The 14,964-nt window shown below is 71.5% G+C and carries 16 protein-coding genes and 2 tRNA genes; 3 read left to right on the top strand and 15 right to left on the bottom strand.

The window, feature by feature from the left end; genetic code table 11:
- Positions 1-44: 44 nt before the first annotated feature.
- Complete coding sequence (locus AB0L37_RS34710) at positions 45-677, top strand: NAD(P)H-binding protein (protein WP_365514820.1); 633 nt, start codon at positions 45-47, stop codon at positions 675-677.
- Here AB0L37_RS34710 and AB0L37_RS34705 read toward each other — a convergent pair.
- From AB0L37_RS34705 to AB0L37_RS34660, 10 genes are all read right to left on the bottom strand, one after another.
- Positions 674-2,077 carry a hypothetical protein gene (locus AB0L37_RS34705; protein WP_365514817.1) on the bottom strand — a complete coding sequence of 468 codons (1,404 nt, stop codon included), beginning with the start codon at positions 2,075-2,077 and terminating at the stop codon, positions 674-676. The two genes, AB0L37_RS34710 and AB0L37_RS34705, sit on opposite strands and share 4 nt — an antisense overlap.
- 93 nt (positions 2,078-2,170) lie before the next feature.
- Complete coding sequence (locus AB0L37_RS34700) at positions 2,171-3,286, bottom strand: UDP-N-acetylmuramate dehydrogenase (RefSeq protein ID WP_365514814.1); 1,116 nt, start codon at positions 3,284-3,286, stop codon at positions 2,171-2,173.
- A 1-nt stretch (position 3,287) separates the two neighbouring features.
- Complete coding sequence (locus AB0L37_RS34695) at positions 3,288-3,668, bottom strand: DUF3291 domain-containing protein (protein ID WP_365514811.1); 381 nt, start codon at positions 3,666-3,668, stop codon at positions 3,288-3,290.
- Between the two features lie 40 nt (positions 3,669-3,708).
- Entirely contained in the window at positions 3,709-5,145 is a 1,437-nt protein-coding gene (locus tag AB0L37_RS34690; RefSeq protein ID WP_365514808.1) for a DHA2 family efflux MFS transporter permease subunit, read from the bottom strand.
- A gap of 93 nt (positions 5,146-5,238) precedes the next feature.
- Positions 5,239-5,814, bottom strand: coding sequence for a TetR/AcrR family transcriptional regulator (locus tag AB0L37_RS34685; RefSeq protein WP_365514805.1), 576 nt, complete (start codon positions 5,812-5,814; stop codon positions 5,239-5,241).
- A 122-nt stretch (positions 5,815-5,936) separates the two neighbouring features.
- Positions 5,937-6,365 (bottom strand): MaoC family dehydratase, encoded by a 429-nt coding sequence (locus AB0L37_RS34680; RefSeq protein ID WP_365514802.1) that lies wholly within the window; start codon positions 6,363-6,365, stop codon positions 5,937-5,939.
- Positions 6,366-6,367: 2 nt separating this feature from the next.
- Positions 6,368-6,820, bottom strand: coding sequence for a MaoC family dehydratase N-terminal domain-containing protein (locus AB0L37_RS34675; protein ID WP_365514800.1), 453 nt, complete (start codon positions 6,818-6,820; stop codon positions 6,368-6,370).
- A gap of 76 nt (positions 6,821-6,896) precedes the next feature.
- The gene (gene rpmG, locus AB0L37_RS34670; protein ID WP_004571794.1) at positions 6,897-7,061 is read right to left on the bottom strand and encodes a 50S ribosomal protein L33; all 165 of its coding nucleotides are present in this window, start codon (positions 7,059-7,061) and stop codon (positions 6,897-6,899) included.
- A gap of 91 nt (positions 7,062-7,152) precedes the next feature.
- A tRNA-Met gene (locus AB0L37_RS34665) sits at positions 7,153-7,225 on the bottom strand.
- A gap of 34 nt (positions 7,226-7,259) precedes the next feature.
- Positions 7,260-7,332 (bottom strand) — tRNA-Thr (locus tag AB0L37_RS34660).
- 228 nt (positions 7,333-7,560) lie between these two features.
- Here AB0L37_RS34660 and AB0L37_RS34655 point away from each other — a divergent pair.
- A complete protein-coding gene (locus AB0L37_RS34655; protein WP_365514797.1) occupies positions 7,561-8,847 on the top strand; it encodes an amidohydrolase family protein in 1,287 nt (428 codons plus the stop codon).
- 126 nt (positions 8,848-8,973) lie between these two features.
- On the opposite strand, the gene AB0L37_RS34650 is transcribed toward AB0L37_RS34655, so the two are convergent.
- Positions 8,974-10,194 carry a hypothetical protein gene (locus tag AB0L37_RS34650; RefSeq protein WP_365514794.1) on the bottom strand — a complete coding sequence of 407 codons (1,221 nt, stop codon included), beginning with the start codon at positions 10,192-10,194 and terminating at the stop codon, positions 8,974-8,976.
- On the opposite strand from AB0L37_RS34650, the gene AB0L37_RS34645 reads away from it, so the two are divergent.
- The gene (locus tag AB0L37_RS34645; protein ID WP_365514791.1) at positions 10,168-10,824 is read left to right on the top strand and encodes an SDR family oxidoreductase; all 657 of its coding nucleotides are present in this window, start codon (positions 10,168-10,170) and stop codon (positions 10,822-10,824) included. The genes AB0L37_RS34650 and AB0L37_RS34645 overlap by 27 nt on opposite strands.
- A 20-nt stretch (positions 10,825-10,844) precedes the next feature.
- Here the strand turns inward: AB0L37_RS34645 and AB0L37_RS34640 are convergent, their stop codons facing one another.
- Genes AB0L37_RS34640 through AB0L37_RS34625 form a run of 4 tightly spaced genes read right to left on the bottom strand, consistent with a single transcriptional unit; the run spans position 10,845 to position 14,841 of the window.
- Complete coding sequence (locus AB0L37_RS34640) at positions 10,845-11,063, bottom strand: hypothetical protein (RefSeq protein WP_338697355.1); 219 nt, start codon at positions 11,061-11,063, stop codon at positions 10,845-10,847.
- A 4-nt stretch (positions 11,064-11,067) separates the two neighbouring features.
- The gene (locus tag AB0L37_RS34635; RefSeq protein ID WP_365514787.1) at positions 11,068-12,366 is read right to left on the bottom strand and encodes an MFS transporter; all 1,299 of its coding nucleotides are present in this window, start codon (positions 12,364-12,366) and stop codon (positions 11,068-11,070) included.
- A 4-nt stretch (positions 12,367-12,370) separates the two neighbouring features.
- The gene (locus AB0L37_RS34630) at positions 12,371-12,961 is read right to left on the bottom strand and encodes a DUF5825 family protein (RefSeq protein WP_365514784.1); all 591 of its coding nucleotides are present in this window, start codon (positions 12,959-12,961) and stop codon (positions 12,371-12,373) included.
- Complete coding sequence (locus tag AB0L37_RS34625) at positions 12,958-14,841, bottom strand: RiPP maturation radical SAM C-methyltransferase (RefSeq protein ID WP_365514781.1); 1,884 nt, start codon at positions 14,839-14,841, stop codon at positions 12,958-12,960. Before AB0L37_RS34625 ends, AB0L37_RS34630 begins: the two co-directional genes overlap by 4 nt.
- Between the last annotated feature and the right edge of the window lie 123 nt (positions 14,842-14,964).

The following is a 14,964-nucleotide window of genomic DNA, read 5'->3' as shown; positions in this document are numbered from 1 at the left end:
CCCACCTCTTCCCTTCCTCAGCCATGCGCACCTGGAGGTACGCCATGAAGCTCACGGTTTTCGGTGCGACCGGCGGCATCGGTCAGGAGATCGTCAAGCAGGCCCTGGCCGCCGGTCACGAGGTCACGGCGGTGGTGCGGGACCCCGCGCGGTTCACCGTCACCGGCGAGCGCCTCGAGGTGTTCCGCGGCGATCTGAAGGACCCCGAGTCGCTGCGCCCGGCGGTGGCGGGCCGGGACGCGGTGCTCTCCGGGCTCGGCGCCCGCAAGCGCTCGGACGCGGGGATCGCGACGGAGCTGACGCGTTCGGTCCTGGCGGCCATGGAAGCGGAGGGCGTGCGACGCCTCCTGGTGGTCAGCGCGGGCCCGGTGGGCCCCGAGCCCGCGGACTCGCCGCTCGCCGACCGCGTCATGCTGAAGCTGGTCGGCGCGATCCTCAAGGACGTCTACGTCGATCTGGCCGCCATGGAGGCCGAGTTGGCGCGCAGCGCGACCGACTGGACCTCGGTACGGCCGCCCCGGCTCCAGGACAAGCCGCTCACCGGCTCGTACCGCACCGTCGTGGGCGGCTTCCCGCGCTCGGGCCGTTTCATCGCCCGCGCGGACGTGGCCCACGCGATGCTGGCGATGGTGGACGACACGGGGACGGTGAAACAGGGGGTGGGGGTCGCCTACTAGGCCGCTTCCGGCTCGGCGGGTCGCAGGGTGGCCTCGCGCAGCGCTCGGGCGGTCGCGGCGCGGGCCTCGCGCTTCCCGTCCCCGCCGAACGCGATGACCGCGCCGAAGCTGCCGCGGTCCAGCCAGGTGCAGAACGTCAGCTCGGCGCCCGCCTGCCGGAAGGCGAAGCACTCCAGGGAGCCGCCGAGCCGGCCGGGGTCCGCGGTCCAGCTGTCCTCGTACTCGCCGCCCACCGTTTCCACCCCGCTGCGGAACCCGGAGAAGAAATCGTCCGCCTCCTGGTCGTGCAGATCGCCTGTGGCGCCGTAGACCAGAAGGGCCGGTGCGGGCGAACCCGCTTCTCCGTATGCCGCGGAAAAGGGATCGACGTCGCTGGGCAGCGGAACGTCCGCCATGGCTGCCTTCAGGTAGCCGGCTATCGGGTCGTGCGCCCGCAGGTCCATGCCCCGGAACGCGGCGGGCACGGTCGCCACGTAGCGCGGGTAGGCCGTGGTCTGCGCCCGCTGCCAGCCGACGGACCCGTACAGCGTCCCCGCCACGACCACCAGGGCGAGCGCGAGCGCCACCCGCTCGCGCGGCGTCGGCAGCGGCACGTCCGGGGCGCCGGGCGCGGGCGTCGCGTACCCGGCGGGCATCCGCAGCTCCGCGCGGCGGCGTGCGCGCCGCAGGACCGACTGCTCCCGCAGTACGGGGACCAGTGTCACCAGCGTCCACAGCGAGTGCGGCCAGGCGAGCCCCAGGGCGGGCACGGCAAGGAGCCAGGCGCCCGCCAGGACGCTGAGCACGAGCGCCGTACGGTACGGGCTGCGCAGCGTCAGGCGGACGAGCCCCTCGGTCCGCAGCGCGGCGAGCGTCTCGGCCCGCACCTGGAGGCGCCGGTCGTGCGGCCAGGCCTCGGCGGCCTCGCGGGCCTGCTCCGCGGCGACGTCCAGATCCACGCCGCTGTTGAGGGCGAGGCGCGCGTCATAGCGCTGGACGTACGACACGGAGGGCGGCCGGGGCCCGCGGCGCGCGTCCGTCTCCTCCAGGCGCCGCGCCTGCGCCGACTCCGGCGCGAGCTCCCGCAGCCGGTCGGCGGCCGCCTGCCCGCGCGCCCTGCGGCCGGGCTGGTCCATGACGTCGCCGGCCAGACCGAACTCGGCGTACGCGGCGAGGAGGTCGAGGTCGTCGGGGAAGGCGTCGAGGCCGGCCCGGTAGGCGCGCTCCGCGGCCGTGTCGTGGTCGTCCGCGTCCTCGGCGGCATGGGCGCGGCCGAGGACCAGACAGAGGCCCGCGTGCGGCCCGTGCGCGTCGAGGCCTGCCTGCGCCTCGGCCCGGGCCGAGGGCAGCTCCCCCGCGCGCAGCAGCGCCTGGGCACGCTCGTATGCGGGCAGCGCGGGCTGCCCGGAGTTCTCCGGCATGTGTGGTCCCCACCCCTGAGGTATGCGTCGAACACCTCGACGCGGTCACTATCAGGGGCGTACGACCACGGGGTCAAGCAGGAAAAACGCTGCTCAGAGACTTACGCCGACGGTCACCGGCTCATTGACCAGCGTCACGCCGAACGCCTCGCGCACCCCGGCGACGACCTCGCGCGCGAGTGCGAGCAAGTCCTCCGTGGTGGCCTCGCCCCGGTTGGTGAGCGCGAGGGTGTGCTTCGTGGAGATCCGGGCCGGGCCCGTGCCGTAGCCCTTGGTGAAGCCCGCCTTGTCGATGAGCCAGGCCGCCGACGTCTTGGTGAGCCCGTCGCCCGCCGGGAAAGCGGGCGCCTTCATGTCGGGTCCCAGACGCTCGGCCACGCGCGCGCGGAAGGCGGCGAACTCCGCCTCCGTGAGGATCGGGTTGGTGAAGAACGAACCGGCCGACCAGGTGTCGTGGTCCTCCGCGTCGAGCACCATGCCCTTGCCCGCGCGCAGCTTCAGGACGGTCTCCCGCGCGGTGGCGGCCGGCACCCGGTCGCCCGCCTCGACGCCGAGGGTGCGCGCGGTCTCCGGGTACTTGATAGGCGCGCTCAGACCGTCCGCGTCCTCCAGCTCGAACCGCACCCGCAGCACTACGTAGCGGTCGGGTTCGGCCTTGAAGCGGCTGTGGCGGTACGAGAAGGCGCACTCGGCGTTCGGGATCGTGACGGTCTCGCCGGCCGCGCGGTCGTAGGCGATCACCTCGGTGATCGTGGCGGAGACCTCCTGGCCGTACGCCCCCACGTTCTGGATCGGCGTCGCGCCCGCGGAACCGGGGATGCCCGCGAGGCACTCGATGCCCGCGAGGCCGGCCTCGACGCTGCGCTCGACGGCGTCGGTCCACACCTCGCCGGCGGCCAACTCCAGCTTCGTACCGTCGAGTTCGAAGCCCTTCGTGGCGATGCGCAGGGCGGTGCCCGCCAAGCCCTTGTCGCCGATGACGAGGTTGCTGCCCCCGCCGATGATCAGCAGCGGGGTGCCGGCGGCGTCGGCCTCGCGCACCGCGTCGATCACCTCGGCGTCGGTCGTCGCGGTGAGCAGCCGGGTGGCGGGCCCGCCGAGCCGGAAGGTGGTCAGGGGGGCGAGGGGGGCGTCGTGGAGTTCCTGCACGCGCTCCAGGGTACGAGAACGGCCCCGCCGCTCGGACGGGGCCGTTCTGTCGTGCCGCATCTCACGACAGCCGCTTCAGGACGTCCTCCCACTTCAGTGGCAGTTCGTCGGTCGTCGTCTTCCAGCTGCGGAAGACCGAGTCCTTCATCTGTCCGCGCAGGCCCGCGGCTATCGGGCCGTGCGGCGCCGATGCGGCGAAGGCCTTGAGCGCCTCGGGCGACTCCCAGACGGACAGCGTCCAGAAGCTGCGCCGCAAAGGCGCCGCCTTCAAGGTGGCCCCGTAGCAGCCCGGAGCGCGCCCCACCTGGCGCCAGATGGTCGGCGTACGGGCGAGGAACTTCATGGCGCCCCACAGGGTGCGGGTCTCGAAGCGGGAGGCGAAGACCGTGGCCTCCGTGCCTGTGGGCGGGGTGTTCGGAACGGTCCAGGGCAGTGTCGGCATGACGTGCTTCCTTCCATGTACGGCTGGAGGTGCGGGGCTGTCAGACGCTTTCCAGGACCGGGGCGGACTCGACGTCGCGCACTACGGCCGTAGTGCGTCGCGCCGACGGGATGAGCAGGGCGGCGACGCCCGCCAGGGCCACGATGCCCGAGCCGACCCACAGGGCGGGCTCGATGCCGTTCACGAAGTGCTGCGCGGAATCGTAGCCGCCCTGCGCGGAGAAGATGGAGGACATGATCGCGATGCCGAGTGCTCCGCCGACCTCGCGCAGCGCATTGTTGGCGCCCGACGCGATGCCCTGCTCGTGGTCACGGACGCTGGACATGACCAGGTGCGAGGCGGGCGCGAAGTAGAAGGACATGCCCACACCGCTGACGATCAGGGCCGGCAGCTGAGCGGCGTACGAGACGTCGGCGGCGACCACGGCGGCGAACCAGCCGAGTCCGACGGCCTGGAGGAAGAGCCCCGCGGCCACGACCGGGCGGCCGCCGATCCGGTCGGCCAGGATGCCGGCGACCGGCGCGAGGAGCATCGGCATGCCGGTCCAGGGCAGCATCCTGAGGCCCGCCTCGGTCGGCGAGTAGCCGAGCACGCCCTGCATGAACTGGCTGAGCAGGAAGATCGATCCGAACATCCCGAGGAACATCAGCAGGCTCGCGGCGTTGATGCCCGAGAAGGCGCGGGAGCGGAACAGGCGCATGGGAAGCATGGGGTTCTTGCTGCGGACGCCGTGGTACACGAACCCGACGAGCAGCGCGGCACCCGCGAACATGCTGGTCAGGACCAGCGTGTCGGTCCAGCCGACGATGGGCGCGCGGACCAGGCCGTACACGATCCCGAAGAGGCCGCCGCTGGCGAGCACGGTGCCCGCGATGTCGAGCCGCGCGCCGGACCCGTACGACTCCTTCAGGCGGAGCCGGGCGAGCGGGAGCAGGGCGAGGCCCAGCGGGACGTTCAGCCAGAAGATCCAGTGCCAGGAGACGTGCTCGGTCAGGCTGCCGCCGATGAGCGGTCCGGAGGCGACGGCGAGTCCGTTGGCCGCGCCCCAGATGCCGTACGCCATCCCGCGCTTGGCGGCCGGGACGGCCGCGGTGAGCAGGGTCAGCGTGAGCGGCATCATGATCGCGGCGCCGACACCCTGCACCGCGCGGGCGGCGATCAGCGAGTCGATGCCGGGCGCCATGGCCGCGGCGGCGGACGCGCCGGTGAAGACGGTGAGCCCGACGAGGAAGAGCCGCCTGCGGCCGAACCGGTCGCCGAGCGCCGCGCCGAACATGAGCAGGACGGCGAAGGTCAGCGTGTAGGCGCTGACCGTCCACTCCAGGTCGTCCAGGGCGCCGCCGAGGTCCTTGCGGATGGACGGCAGGGCGGTGGTGACGACGAGATTGTCGAGGGACGCCATGAATCCGGCGGCGCTCGTGATGACGAGGGCCCAGACGGCTCCCCCGCGCTGCGGTGACGCTGTTCGCTGTGACATTGCTTCCCCTTGAGGTCCGTGAGGTTAGTTATTGATGACTAACTTTCGCGGGTACAAAAGTGCGCACCCCCGTGACACCTTCGTGCGTTGCGCTTACGACGCTTCCCGGTCGCCCTGCGGCGACTGCGACGGCTTGAAGCAGCCGGCCCAGACCCGGTGGTCCGGCGGGAACCCCATCGACACCAGGACGTTGATCAGCATCCCTTCGGCGAGGAAGTCGGTCGCCTCGTCGACGTCCGCCCCCATCGCCAGCAGGACCGTGTCGTACATCTCCATCCACAGGCGGCGGATCTCTTCACCGAACTCCGCCTCGCCGGACGCCTCCGCCGCGGCCACCGCCACGTAGATCTGCATCTGCATGAGCAGCATGTCGGGCTCGTCGGCGATGAGCGACATGTAGGCGCCGCCCAAGGCCTCTTCGACCTTGGCCCCCTCCAGCCCTTCGGCCGCCTTCCGGAACACCTCGGTGGTGCTCTCGCAGCAATGCCGCGCCGCCGCGAGGAAGATGGCCTGCTTGCCCGGGAAGAGCCGGAAGAGGTACGGCTGCGAGACGCCCACCCGCTTGGCGATCGCCTCGGTGGACGTGCCCTTGTAGCCGCCGCGGGCGAATTCGATCATCGCCGCGCGAATGACGCTCTCGCGCCTCTCCTCTGCACTCATCCTGACCATGCGATTAAGTTAGTGGCCAATCACTACCTACGTCAACCCCCGAACGCCGCCCGGATACGCGTAAGGGGCGCCCCTCAATGGAGAGCGCCCCTTACCAGCGTCTACGGAGTCCGAGGCGCGGGTCAGACGAGCTGAACGACCGCGCGCGACATGCCGAGCACCTTCTGTCCCGCGCACATGGCGACGAGGTCGACCCGCACGCGGTTGTCGTCGAGCTTGGCCGCGACCTTGGCGCTGACCTCGACCTCGGTCCCCTTGTCGTCGTTCGGGACGACGACCGGCTTCGTGAAGCGCACGCCGTACTCGACGACGGCGGCCGGGTCGCCGGCCCAGTCGGTGACGACGCGGATCGCCTCGGCCATGGTGAACATGCCGTGCGCGATCACGTCCGGCAGCCCGACCTCGACCGCGAACTTCTCGTTCCAGTGGATCGGGTTGAAGTCACCGGAGGCGCCCGCGTACTGCACGAGCGTGGCGCGCGTCACGGGGAACGTCTGCGCCGGCAGCTCGGTGCCGACCTCGATGTCCGCGTACTTGATGGTCGTCGCCATGATCAGGCCTCCTCTGCCGCGCGCGAGACGAGCTTGGTCCAGGCGGTCACGACGTGCTCGCCGGCCTCGTCGTGCACCTCGCCACGGACGTCGACGATGTCGTTGCCCGCGAGCGACTTGATGGCCTCGATGGTCGAGGTCACGGAGAGTCGATCGCCGGCCCGCACGGGGCGCGTGTAGGCGAACTTCTGGTCACCGTGCACGACGCGGCTGTAGTCGAGCCCCAGCTCCGGGTCGTGAATGACCTCACCGGCGGCCTTGAACGTGATCGCGAACACAAAGGTGGGCGGAGCGATCACATCGGAGTGGCCGAGCTCACGCGCGGCATCACGGTCCACGTAGGCGGGGTTCGGGTCCCCCACCGCCTCGGCGAACTCGCGGATCTTCTCCCGGCCGACCTCGTACGGGGCGGTGGGCGGGTAGGTCCGCCCCACGAAGGACTGGTCGAGCGCCATGGACTCGGCACCTCCTGGGTCTAGAACGACACGAGGCCGCCCCCAGAATGGGGACGGCCTCGCATACGAGCCTTATTTATCGCGTTTCGCGGTGCGCGGTGTGCGCATTGCAACGCGGGCAGTGCTTCTTCATCTCCAGTCGATCCGGGTCGTTACGCCGGTTCTTCTTGGTGATGTAGTTCCGCTCCTTGCACTCCACGCAGGCCAGCGTGATCTTCGGGCGGACGTCGGTGGCAGCCACGTGAGTGCTCCTTGACGAACGGATGGGACAGGGTTGAACGCATAAAAGAGTAGCCGATCGAAGGACCGACCCCACAATCGGCTACTGTCAGTAGCGGTGACCGGACTTGAACCGGTGACACAGCGATTATGAGCCGCTTGCTCTACCGACTGAGCTACACCGCTGTGATGCATACGCTGCGAACGACGTGTGCACCAGAGCCCCAATGCGGAATCGAACCGCAGACCTTCTCCTTACCATGGAGACGCTCTACCGACTGAGCTATTGGGGCGAGCGAGGAAGACATTACACGGTTGCGCGCCGATCGCCCAAATCCGTTTCGCGCGCCCGACACCAGGGCAGGGCCGCGCCTTTGCCCGCGCGGCACTTGGGCCCCTCGGACCCCATCAGTACGACTATTGCGCCCTTCCGCGAAGCGCCCGCGCCGCCGTCCTAGGCTCGTCCCACTCTGGGTGATCTTGCACGCCCCACGAGTCTTCGACGAGCCCCCTGGAGCGCGATGGCCGACAGCCCGCCGCAGCAGCCCCCTTCCTCCGGTTCCGCAGGCCCGTCGGGCCCGTCCGGCGACGACACGGGGCCCGACGGCTCCGGTCTGCTGCTGTGCGGCGCCCGGCTCACCGACGGCAGGACCGTGGACGTGCGGCTCGGCGGCGGGCGCATCGAAGCCGTCGGCACCGCCGGCAGCCTCACCGCCTCCGTGCCGCGCGTGGACCTCTCCGGCCATCTCCTGCTGCCCGCGCCCGTGGAGCCGCACGCGCACGGGGACACGGCCCTGTCGGCGGACGGCGAGGGTCCGGTCTCGTACGCCGGCGACGAGGTCCAACGGCGGGCCACGGAGGCCTCCTTGCTGCAACTCGGGCACGGGGCCACCTCGCTGCGCTCTCATGTGCGGATCGGCGACATGGAGGGGCTCGGTTCGATGGAGGCCGTGCTTCAGGCGCGGCGTTCGCTGGTGGGGCTCGCGGATCTGCGGGCGGTGGCGATGCCACGGCTGCTGACCGGGCTCGCCGGGGCCGACGGGCTCGCCATGTTGCGGGACGCCGTGAAAATGGGCGCTTCTGTGGTGGGCGGCTGCCCGGACCTGGACCCCGACCCAACGGGCTACGTGGAGGCGGTGCTTGAGGTCGCCGCCGAGCACGGCTGCCCGGTCGACCTGCATACGGACGGCGCGGATCCGGCCCGGCTCGGGCGGCTCGCAGCGGCCGCGGGCGGACTGCACACCGGGGTCGCCGTCGGGCCGCTCGGCGCACTCGCGCGGCTGCCCGCAGAGGCGGCGCGGCGCGTCGTCGACCGGCTCGCGGCGGCCGGGGTGACGGCGGTGTGCCTGCCGCAGGGCGGGTGCGCGGGCGTGGACGTGCGGGGCGTCGCACCGGTACGGCTGCTGCGGGCGGCCGGAGTACGCGTGGCGGCGGGCAGCGGAGCGCTGCGGGACGTGTCCAACCCGGTGGGCCGGGGCGATCCGCTGGAGGCCGCCTACTTGTTGGCGTCGCAGTACGGGATGCGGGCCGAGGACGCGTACGCGGCGGTGAGTTCGTCGGCACGCACGGCCCTGGGGCTGCCCGAGGTGCGCGTGGAGGCGGGGTTCCCGGCCGAGTTGCTCGCGGTGCGCGGCGACCGGCTGGCGGGGGCGCTCTCGCTCGCGTACAGCCGGATCGTGGTGCATCGGGGGCGGGTGGTGGCGCGGACGAGTGCGGTGCGGGAGTACTGCGACTCGGCGGTGGCCGTGGCGCTCGATCTGCCACGGCAGGGGCGGGCCGCCAAGTACGGGGGCGGCGGCCAGGCTTGAGCGGGCCCGTGCGGGCCCGCTCGAAGCGCTGGTCGGGCCTGGAGTCCTGGCCGGATCACCAGCCCTGGCCGGATCAGAAGTCCAGGTCGGGTCAGAAGTCCCGATCGGCCAGAAGTCCAGGTCGGGTCAGAAGTCCTCGTCGAGCGGGTCGAAGCTTCCGGAGCCGTCCGCGGAGCCAGGGCCGGACAGGAAGCCCGACAGAAGGTCCTCTGCGGGCATCTCGGTAGCGCCGGCGGGGGCCTTGATGGCGCTCGCCTCGCCGAACTTCACGTAGAGCGGGACCTTCACGCCGTCGGCGTCGTCGGCGAGCGTCGCGACGTCCAGGGAGACGCGGGTCAGGGCGCCGTCCTTGATGGCGAAGTCGACGGCGACCTTCTTGTTCGGAGCGTCCTTCAGGTCCTTGGAGGTGGGCAGTTCGGCGCCTTCGGGCAGGTCCTCGACCACCGGGCGCAGCCGGTCGAAGAGGTCCGTCAGGAGGGTGCGGAAGGGCGCCTTGGCGACGACGTGGTCGGTGCCGTCCTTGCTGCCCATGTCCTTGAAGGTCACATTGCGCTGCAACGCGCCGCGCACCGCCTTCATGATCTTCTTCTGGGTGGCGGCATCAAGGGACTCGGACGACTCCTTCTTGTCGCTCGTGCCGCTCTTGTCGCCGCCGCTCTCCTCGATGCCCTTGGCCAGGTCGTCCGTCTTGAACTTGACCCACTTGCCCTCGACGACGTCCTTGAAGGCGCCCGCCTCGTCCGGCAGTTCGTCGGCGGTGGGCGCGGGGAAGTCCGCGAGCTCGGAGAAGGCCTTCAGGTTCATCCGGTAGTACGTGTAGTCGCCGACGAGCCGGTACTCGGCCAGCACCCCCTCGGGCGTCGTGACCTTCATGCCCGCGGCGACGATGTCCTTCTCGCCGGAGTCCTCCAGCGGCTTCTTCGACCGTACGGAGATGCTGACACGGGACTTCGTGAGCGCCTTGGCGACCTTGGGCGGAAGCGGCTCGTCGTCGGTCTGGCCGGCGAGCTTCGTGAGCGCGGCGGGTGAGGCGTCGAGCCCCAACTCCAGGGACAGGGAGTTGCGTTCCCCGAGCTTGTCGGCGGCGCGGTCGATCTTCTGGGCCGCCGTGAGGTTCTCGACGGTGCCGCAGGCGGCGGTCGTCGCGAGCAGCAGGGCGGCGCAGCCCGCCGCGGTGAGGGTGGTGGTGCGTATGACGTTGATGAGGGGCTCCCCGTGTGCGGCCGCGGGGCCGGGATGGCACCGCGGTGCCTGTATGACCTGTGAGCCGCCCACATGGTTGCGCGGTGAACCGCCCGTACCGGGCGTACCGTCGGAAGCATGCGCATTGTCATCGCTGGTGGTCATGGTCAGATCGCGCTGCGGCTGGAGCGGCTGCTCTCCGCGCGCGGGGACGAGGTGTCGGGCATCATCCGCAAGGCCGAGCAGGGCGACGACCTGCGGGCGGCCGGTGCGGAGCCGGTTCTGTGCGATCTGGAGTCGGCATCCGTGGAGGAGGTCGCGGCGCACCTTCAGGGCGCGGACGCGGCCGTCTTCGCGGCGGGCGCCGGTCCGGGCAGCGGGGCCGACCGCAAGGACACCGTGGACCGGGACGCCGCCGTGCTGTTCGCGGACGCGGCGGAGCGGGCCAAGGTGCGGAGGTACGTCGTGGTGTCGTCGATGGGCGCGGACGCCGCGCACCCGGGTGACGACATCTTCGACGTCTATCTGCGGGCCAAGGGCGCGGCGGACGACGACGTACGCCGTCGCAGCGGCCTGGACTGGACGATTCTGCGACCGGGTCAGCTGACGAACGACGCCGGGAAGGGGCTCGTCCGCCTTGAGGCGTCGACCGGGCGCGGGCCCGTGCCGCGCGACGACGTGGCCGCGGTCCTCGCGGAGCTGGTGGACACGCCCGCCACGGCCGGGCTGACCCTGGAGCTGATCTCCGGGTCGACGCCGGTGACGGTTGCGGTGAAGTCGGTCGCCGGGAACTGATCCCGTGGCGCGGACCCGGGTCAGAACAGCGGCATCTGGCCCGGGACGTGCGGGACCACGTAGCCGTCGAGGGCGTCCTGGACCGCGCCGAGCTGGGCCTGCCTGCGCGACCCGGGGCAGGAGACGAGTTCGCCCGCGGCGCGGGCGCCGGGTGGGTCGTGGCGGGCGAAGCGGCCTGCGACGACGGCGATCTCGCGACGGCACTCGGGGCAGTTTCGGCGGCGGGACGTGGTCGACATGGGTTCAGTCTGCGTCGTGATCGGCGCGGGCACACGGTGAAACCCCCTCAGGAGCGTGCATGAGGGGGTTTCCTGCGGCCTGGTCGGCGCTCCGGACGGGCGACCAGAGGGTGGCCGCCGAGAGGAGGGCGATCGACGCGGCGCCCAGCAGAACGGTGACGCTGCCGAGCCAGGCGGCGAGCGCGCCGCCGGCGAGCGCGCCGACCGGCACCGTCGCCAGGAGCACGGACTGCACGAGCCCGGCGACCCGCCCCTGGAGCTCGTCCGGGGTGACCAGTTGCTGCGTGGTCGTCATGGAGACCATCCATACGGTGCCGGTCAGGCCGTACGCGACCTGATAGGCGAGCAGCAGCGCGAAGCCCGTCCCCAGGGAGGCGGCGGGGATCAGGAACACCGTGGCGCCCGCGGCGACGCCGCAGACCTGGGTGGCGCGCCACAGGCCCACGGTGCGTGCGAACCGTCCGGCGAGCACCGCCCCCGCGACCGTGGCCGCGCTGTAGGCCGCATATGTAGTGCCCAACTGCCATGCGGGGAGCGCCAATTCGTCGGTCGCATAGAAGACGTAGAGCGCGGTGGCGGCGCCGCTGCCGAGGTTGAGACCGGCGCCGGACAGGATCATGCGGCGCAGGCGCGGCTGGGACCTGACGACGGCGAGGCCCCAGCGCAGCGCATTGAGTGGGGCGCGGACGCCTTCTTGCATGCGGGCGTTCAGGGTGGCCGGCAGGGCGAGGACGAACAGGGCCTCCACGGCGTACGCGGCGCTGCCGGCGATCAGGGCCGGGGCGGGCCCGACGAGTCCGACCAGGACACCGCCGAGCGCGGGTCCGCCGATCTGCCCGCTGGTACGGGCCGCGGTCAGCGCGGAATTGGCGCCCAGGAGGCGGTCGGCCGCGACGACACGGGGCAGTGCCGCCTGGAGGGCGACCGAGAGCGTGAAGGTCAGGGCGCCGGACACGACGGCGACGGCGTACAGGTGCGGCCGCGTGAGCTGTCCGGCCGCGTGCGCGAGCGGGACGGAGCCGACGACGAGGGCCTGCGCGGCCGTGACCGTGACGAGCAGCGTGCGCAGCCGCACCCGGTCGACGAGGACGCCGGCCAGCGGGCTCAGCACCACGCCGGGCAGATAGGTCAGGCCGAGCAGCGCGGCCGCGCCGAACGGACCCGCCTTCAGGCGGGTCACCGCCAGGAGCGCGAGCGCCAGCGTGGTGATCTGGCGGCCCATCGAACTGGCGGTCTGCTCGCCGCAGAGCAGCACGAACGGGCGGTGCCGCCACAAGGGAGCGGCGGCCGCGGCCGAGGTCACCCGCTCAGATCCCCGTGCAGGGAACGGGCCAGCGGCGCAGTCGTGGCGGCAGCGCCACCGCCCAGCCGTCGGCGACCAGCGCGAGCCGCTCCTCGGCGAGCAGCGCGGTGGCCTCCTGGTGCACCGGGCTGAGCGCGTCCAGGGGGACCGCCTCCTGGAGCACCTCGAAGGCGGCGAGCAGATCGGGATGGTCGAGCGTGAACCGGGCCGAGGCGGGGCGTTCCCTGCGGTCCATGACGGTGACGAAGCCCGGGCCGCGGCGGTGGTAGAGCATCCCGTAGACGTGATCGGCCCGCCAGGTGCCCAACTCCGGGTGCTCTTCGGGGTGTTCGGCCGGCGGAGGCAGATGGCGCAGGATGCGGACGTCATACGTAACACCCGCGTCGGCCTCCAGGGGCCACCGGACGTCATACGTGACACGCAGCCCCTGGCCCAGGCACTCGCGCAGGAACTGGACGGACTGCGTGACCGCGCGTCCGTCACCTGCGCCGCACAAGGGCAGGGGTTCGCCGACCTGGACCTCGCCGCCGACGATCCGGTGGGCGACAGCGGTCGGGAGTTGGACGGGACCCGCGGAGAGCGTCGAGGCCGTCATCCGGACACCACCTCACGGTCGATACGGAGGGGGGCGGTCCTGGTCGGCAGCGCGACATACGTGCGGCCGTCGCGGAACAGCAGACCCAGGGCGACGGCGTCGGTGAGCCACTCCCCCAAGTCCTCGGCATTCATGTCGTGTCCCTCGGCGGCGAGCTTCTTGTGAAGGGCCGGGAGCGCGCGCCCCTCCTCCAAGTGACGCATCGCCGCAGCCTGCCAGCCGTTGAGCCAGTAGGTGCGCTGCGGCCAGCCGTGCCGTTGGTCGTGCACCAGAAGGGCGTCGCCGTCGTCGCCCGGCGTCTCCATGAGGAGCGTCGAGTCGGCGTGGCCGGCACGCCAGTCGGCGACGGCCTGTATGAGCCGCTTCTCCACGTCGCCGCCGATCCCGGCGTCCTCGGTGTCGAACAGGTAGACCAGCTCGGCCAGTTCGTCCTCGGGCAGCTCGTAGACGTGCTGGTACATCTCGGCGGGCCGCCGCTTGCCGAAGCCGAAGCCCGGGTCGGTGAAGTGCGGGCTGAAACGCTCCAGTTGGATGCGGTGGGCGCCGCCGGGCGGCTGGAGGTGGACGAGCGCGGGCAGCTGGTCGAGCACCGGCGCGTAGTCCTCTGCGGTCTCGCCCGGGAAGCCGTACAGGTAGTTCCACGTGCAGGTGATCGCATGGTTGTCGAACTCGCGCAGCGTACGTATGTTGCGTGCGCCGCTGACGCCCTTGTCCATGAGGTCGAGGACGCGGTTGCTGAGGCTCTCGATGCCGGGCTGGATCAGGACGGCACCGGCCTCGCCGAGCAGGGCGATCTGCTCGCGGTTGAGGTTGGACTTCACCTCGTAGTGCATGCGCAGGTCCCAGCCGCTCTCGACCGCGCGCGGCAGGAAGTCCTTGAAGTACGCCATGTCGATGATGTTGTCGACGGTGACGACGTCGAGGATGCGGTGGCGCCGCACGAGCCGGTCGATCTCCTCCCACAGCCGCTCGCCCGGCTTGGCGCGGAAGGCCATCGTCGTGCCATTGAGTCCGCAGAACGTGCAGTGGTGCTTCTCGCCCCACCAGCAGCCGCGCGCGCCTTCGACGACCAGCTTCGGATACACGTACTCGATGACCGGGGAGGCCTCGATCTCCGCCTGCCACTGGTCGTAGTCGGGCGACGGAATGTCGGCGGGCGCCACGATGCGGTGCGCTTCGGCGTTGGCGCGCGACACGGAGGGCGTCGTGGTCGTGTCCCACCAGCAGACGCCCGGCACGTCGTCGGGTGGCGTGCCCACGGCCACGTGGGCGAGGAGCGCCGGGAAGGCGTACTCGCCCTCACCGCGCACGACGTGGTCGACGTAGGGGTGGTTGCGGTGCAGGGCGTGACCCATGGGGCCGTCGCAGTTGCTGCCACCGAAGACGACCGTCAACTGCGGGCGGCGGCGCTTGAGTTCGCGGGCGAGCGCGAGAGAGGGCACGTTCTGCATGAACGTACTGGTGAAGCCGACGACATCGGGGTCGTGGGCGAGCACCTCGTCGGCGCACCGCGCGATGTACTCGGCGGCGTGGCCGCGCATCTCGAAGACGGTCGCGAGGGTGTCGGCGCACAGGTCGCGTTCGCGCGCGTACTCCCTGAGCCGGGCGGCGCCCCACTCGTCGTCCTCGTAGAGCACGCCGGAGAAGACCCAGTCGCCGAGCCCGTGGAAGATCGAGTCGCTGCCGATCGACTCGTAGTCGCCGGGCCGCAGCCGGCCGCCGGAGCGCTCCAGGAGGAACTCCGCCCAGCGCAGTGAGCCGTGGAACTCGCGCACCTCGTCGTCCGGGCGGGTCCGCCGCAGCAGCTGGTGCAGCAGGCCCACCTGGAGGGAGGGCAGATCGATCGGGTGCCAGGGCATGGTCACCAGCTGAACGCGCATGCCGCCCTCTTCTTGGTCGTTCAGCGGGTCGGCCGCTTCTCCATGATGGCCGGCCTGCGATTCGTGCGCTCTTCCTCACGGATCACGGTCTTCTTGATCTCCATGACGCCCCCTCGGCCTCGA

It is taken from the genome of Streptomyces sp. NPDC052225, from assembly GCF_040679615.1.
Taxonomy (GTDB): domain Bacteria; phylum Actinomycetota; class Actinomycetes; order Streptomycetales; family Streptomycetaceae; genus Streptomyces.
The sequence above is the reverse complement of the archived record's forward strand: the minus strand, read 5'-3'. Positions and strand labels throughout refer to the sequence as shown.

Excerpts from the sequence above, each read along its gene's own strand:
- AB0L37_RS34640 (WP_338697355.1), bottom strand. The coding sequence starts at position 11,063 with ATGTCGACCACGTCCCGCCGCCGAAACTGCCCCGAGTGCCGTCGCGAG.
- AB0L37_RS34655 (WP_365514797.1), top strand. The coding sequence starts at position 7,561 with ATGGCCGACAGCCCGCCGCAGCAGCCCCCTTCCTCCGGTTCCGCAGGC.
- AB0L37_RS34625 (WP_365514781.1), bottom strand. The coding sequence starts at position 14,841 with ATGCGCGTTCAGCTGGTGACCATGCCCTGGCACCCGATCGATCTGCCC.
- AB0L37_RS34685 (WP_365514805.1), bottom strand. The coding sequence starts at position 5,814 with ATGGTCAGGATGAGTGCAGAGGAGAGGCGCGAGAGCGTCATTCGCGCG.
- AB0L37_RS34690 (WP_365514808.1), bottom strand. The coding sequence starts at position 5,145 with ATGTCACAGCGAACAGCGTCACCGCAGCGCGGGGGAGCCGTCTGGGCC.
- AB0L37_RS34675 (WP_365514800.1), bottom strand. The coding sequence starts at position 6,820 with ATGGCGCTCGACCAGTCCTTCGTGGGGCGGACCTACCCGCCCACCGCC.
- AB0L37_RS34630 (WP_365514784.1), bottom strand. The coding sequence starts at position 12,961 with ATGACGGCCTCGACGCTCTCCGCGGGTCCCGTCCAACTCCCGACCGCT.
- AB0L37_RS34645 (WP_365514791.1), top strand. The coding sequence starts at position 10,168 with ATGCGCATTGTCATCGCTGGTGGTCATGGTCAGATCGCGCTGCGGCTG.
- AB0L37_RS34695 (WP_365514811.1), bottom strand. The coding sequence starts at position 3,668 with ATGCCGACACTGCCCTGGACCGTTCCGAACACCCCGCCCACAGGCACG.
- AB0L37_RS34700 (WP_365514814.1), bottom strand. The coding sequence starts at position 3,286 with ATGCGGCACGACAGAACGGCCCCGTCCGAGCGGCGGGGCCGTTCTCGT.
- AB0L37_RS34680 (WP_365514802.1), bottom strand. The coding sequence starts at position 6,365 with ATGGCGACGACCATCAAGTACGCGGACATCGAGGTCGGCACCGAGCTG.
- AB0L37_RS34710 (WP_365514820.1), top strand. The coding sequence starts at position 45 with ATGAAGCTCACGGTTTTCGGTGCGACCGGCGGCATCGGTCAGGAGATC.
- AB0L37_RS34705 (WP_365514817.1), bottom strand. The coding sequence starts at position 2,077 with ATGCCGGAGAACTCCGGGCAGCCCGCGCTGCCCGCATACGAGCGTGCC.
- AB0L37_RS34650 (WP_365514794.1), bottom strand. The coding sequence starts at position 10,194 with ATGACCACCAGCGATGACAATGCGCATGCTTCCGACGGTACGCCCGGT.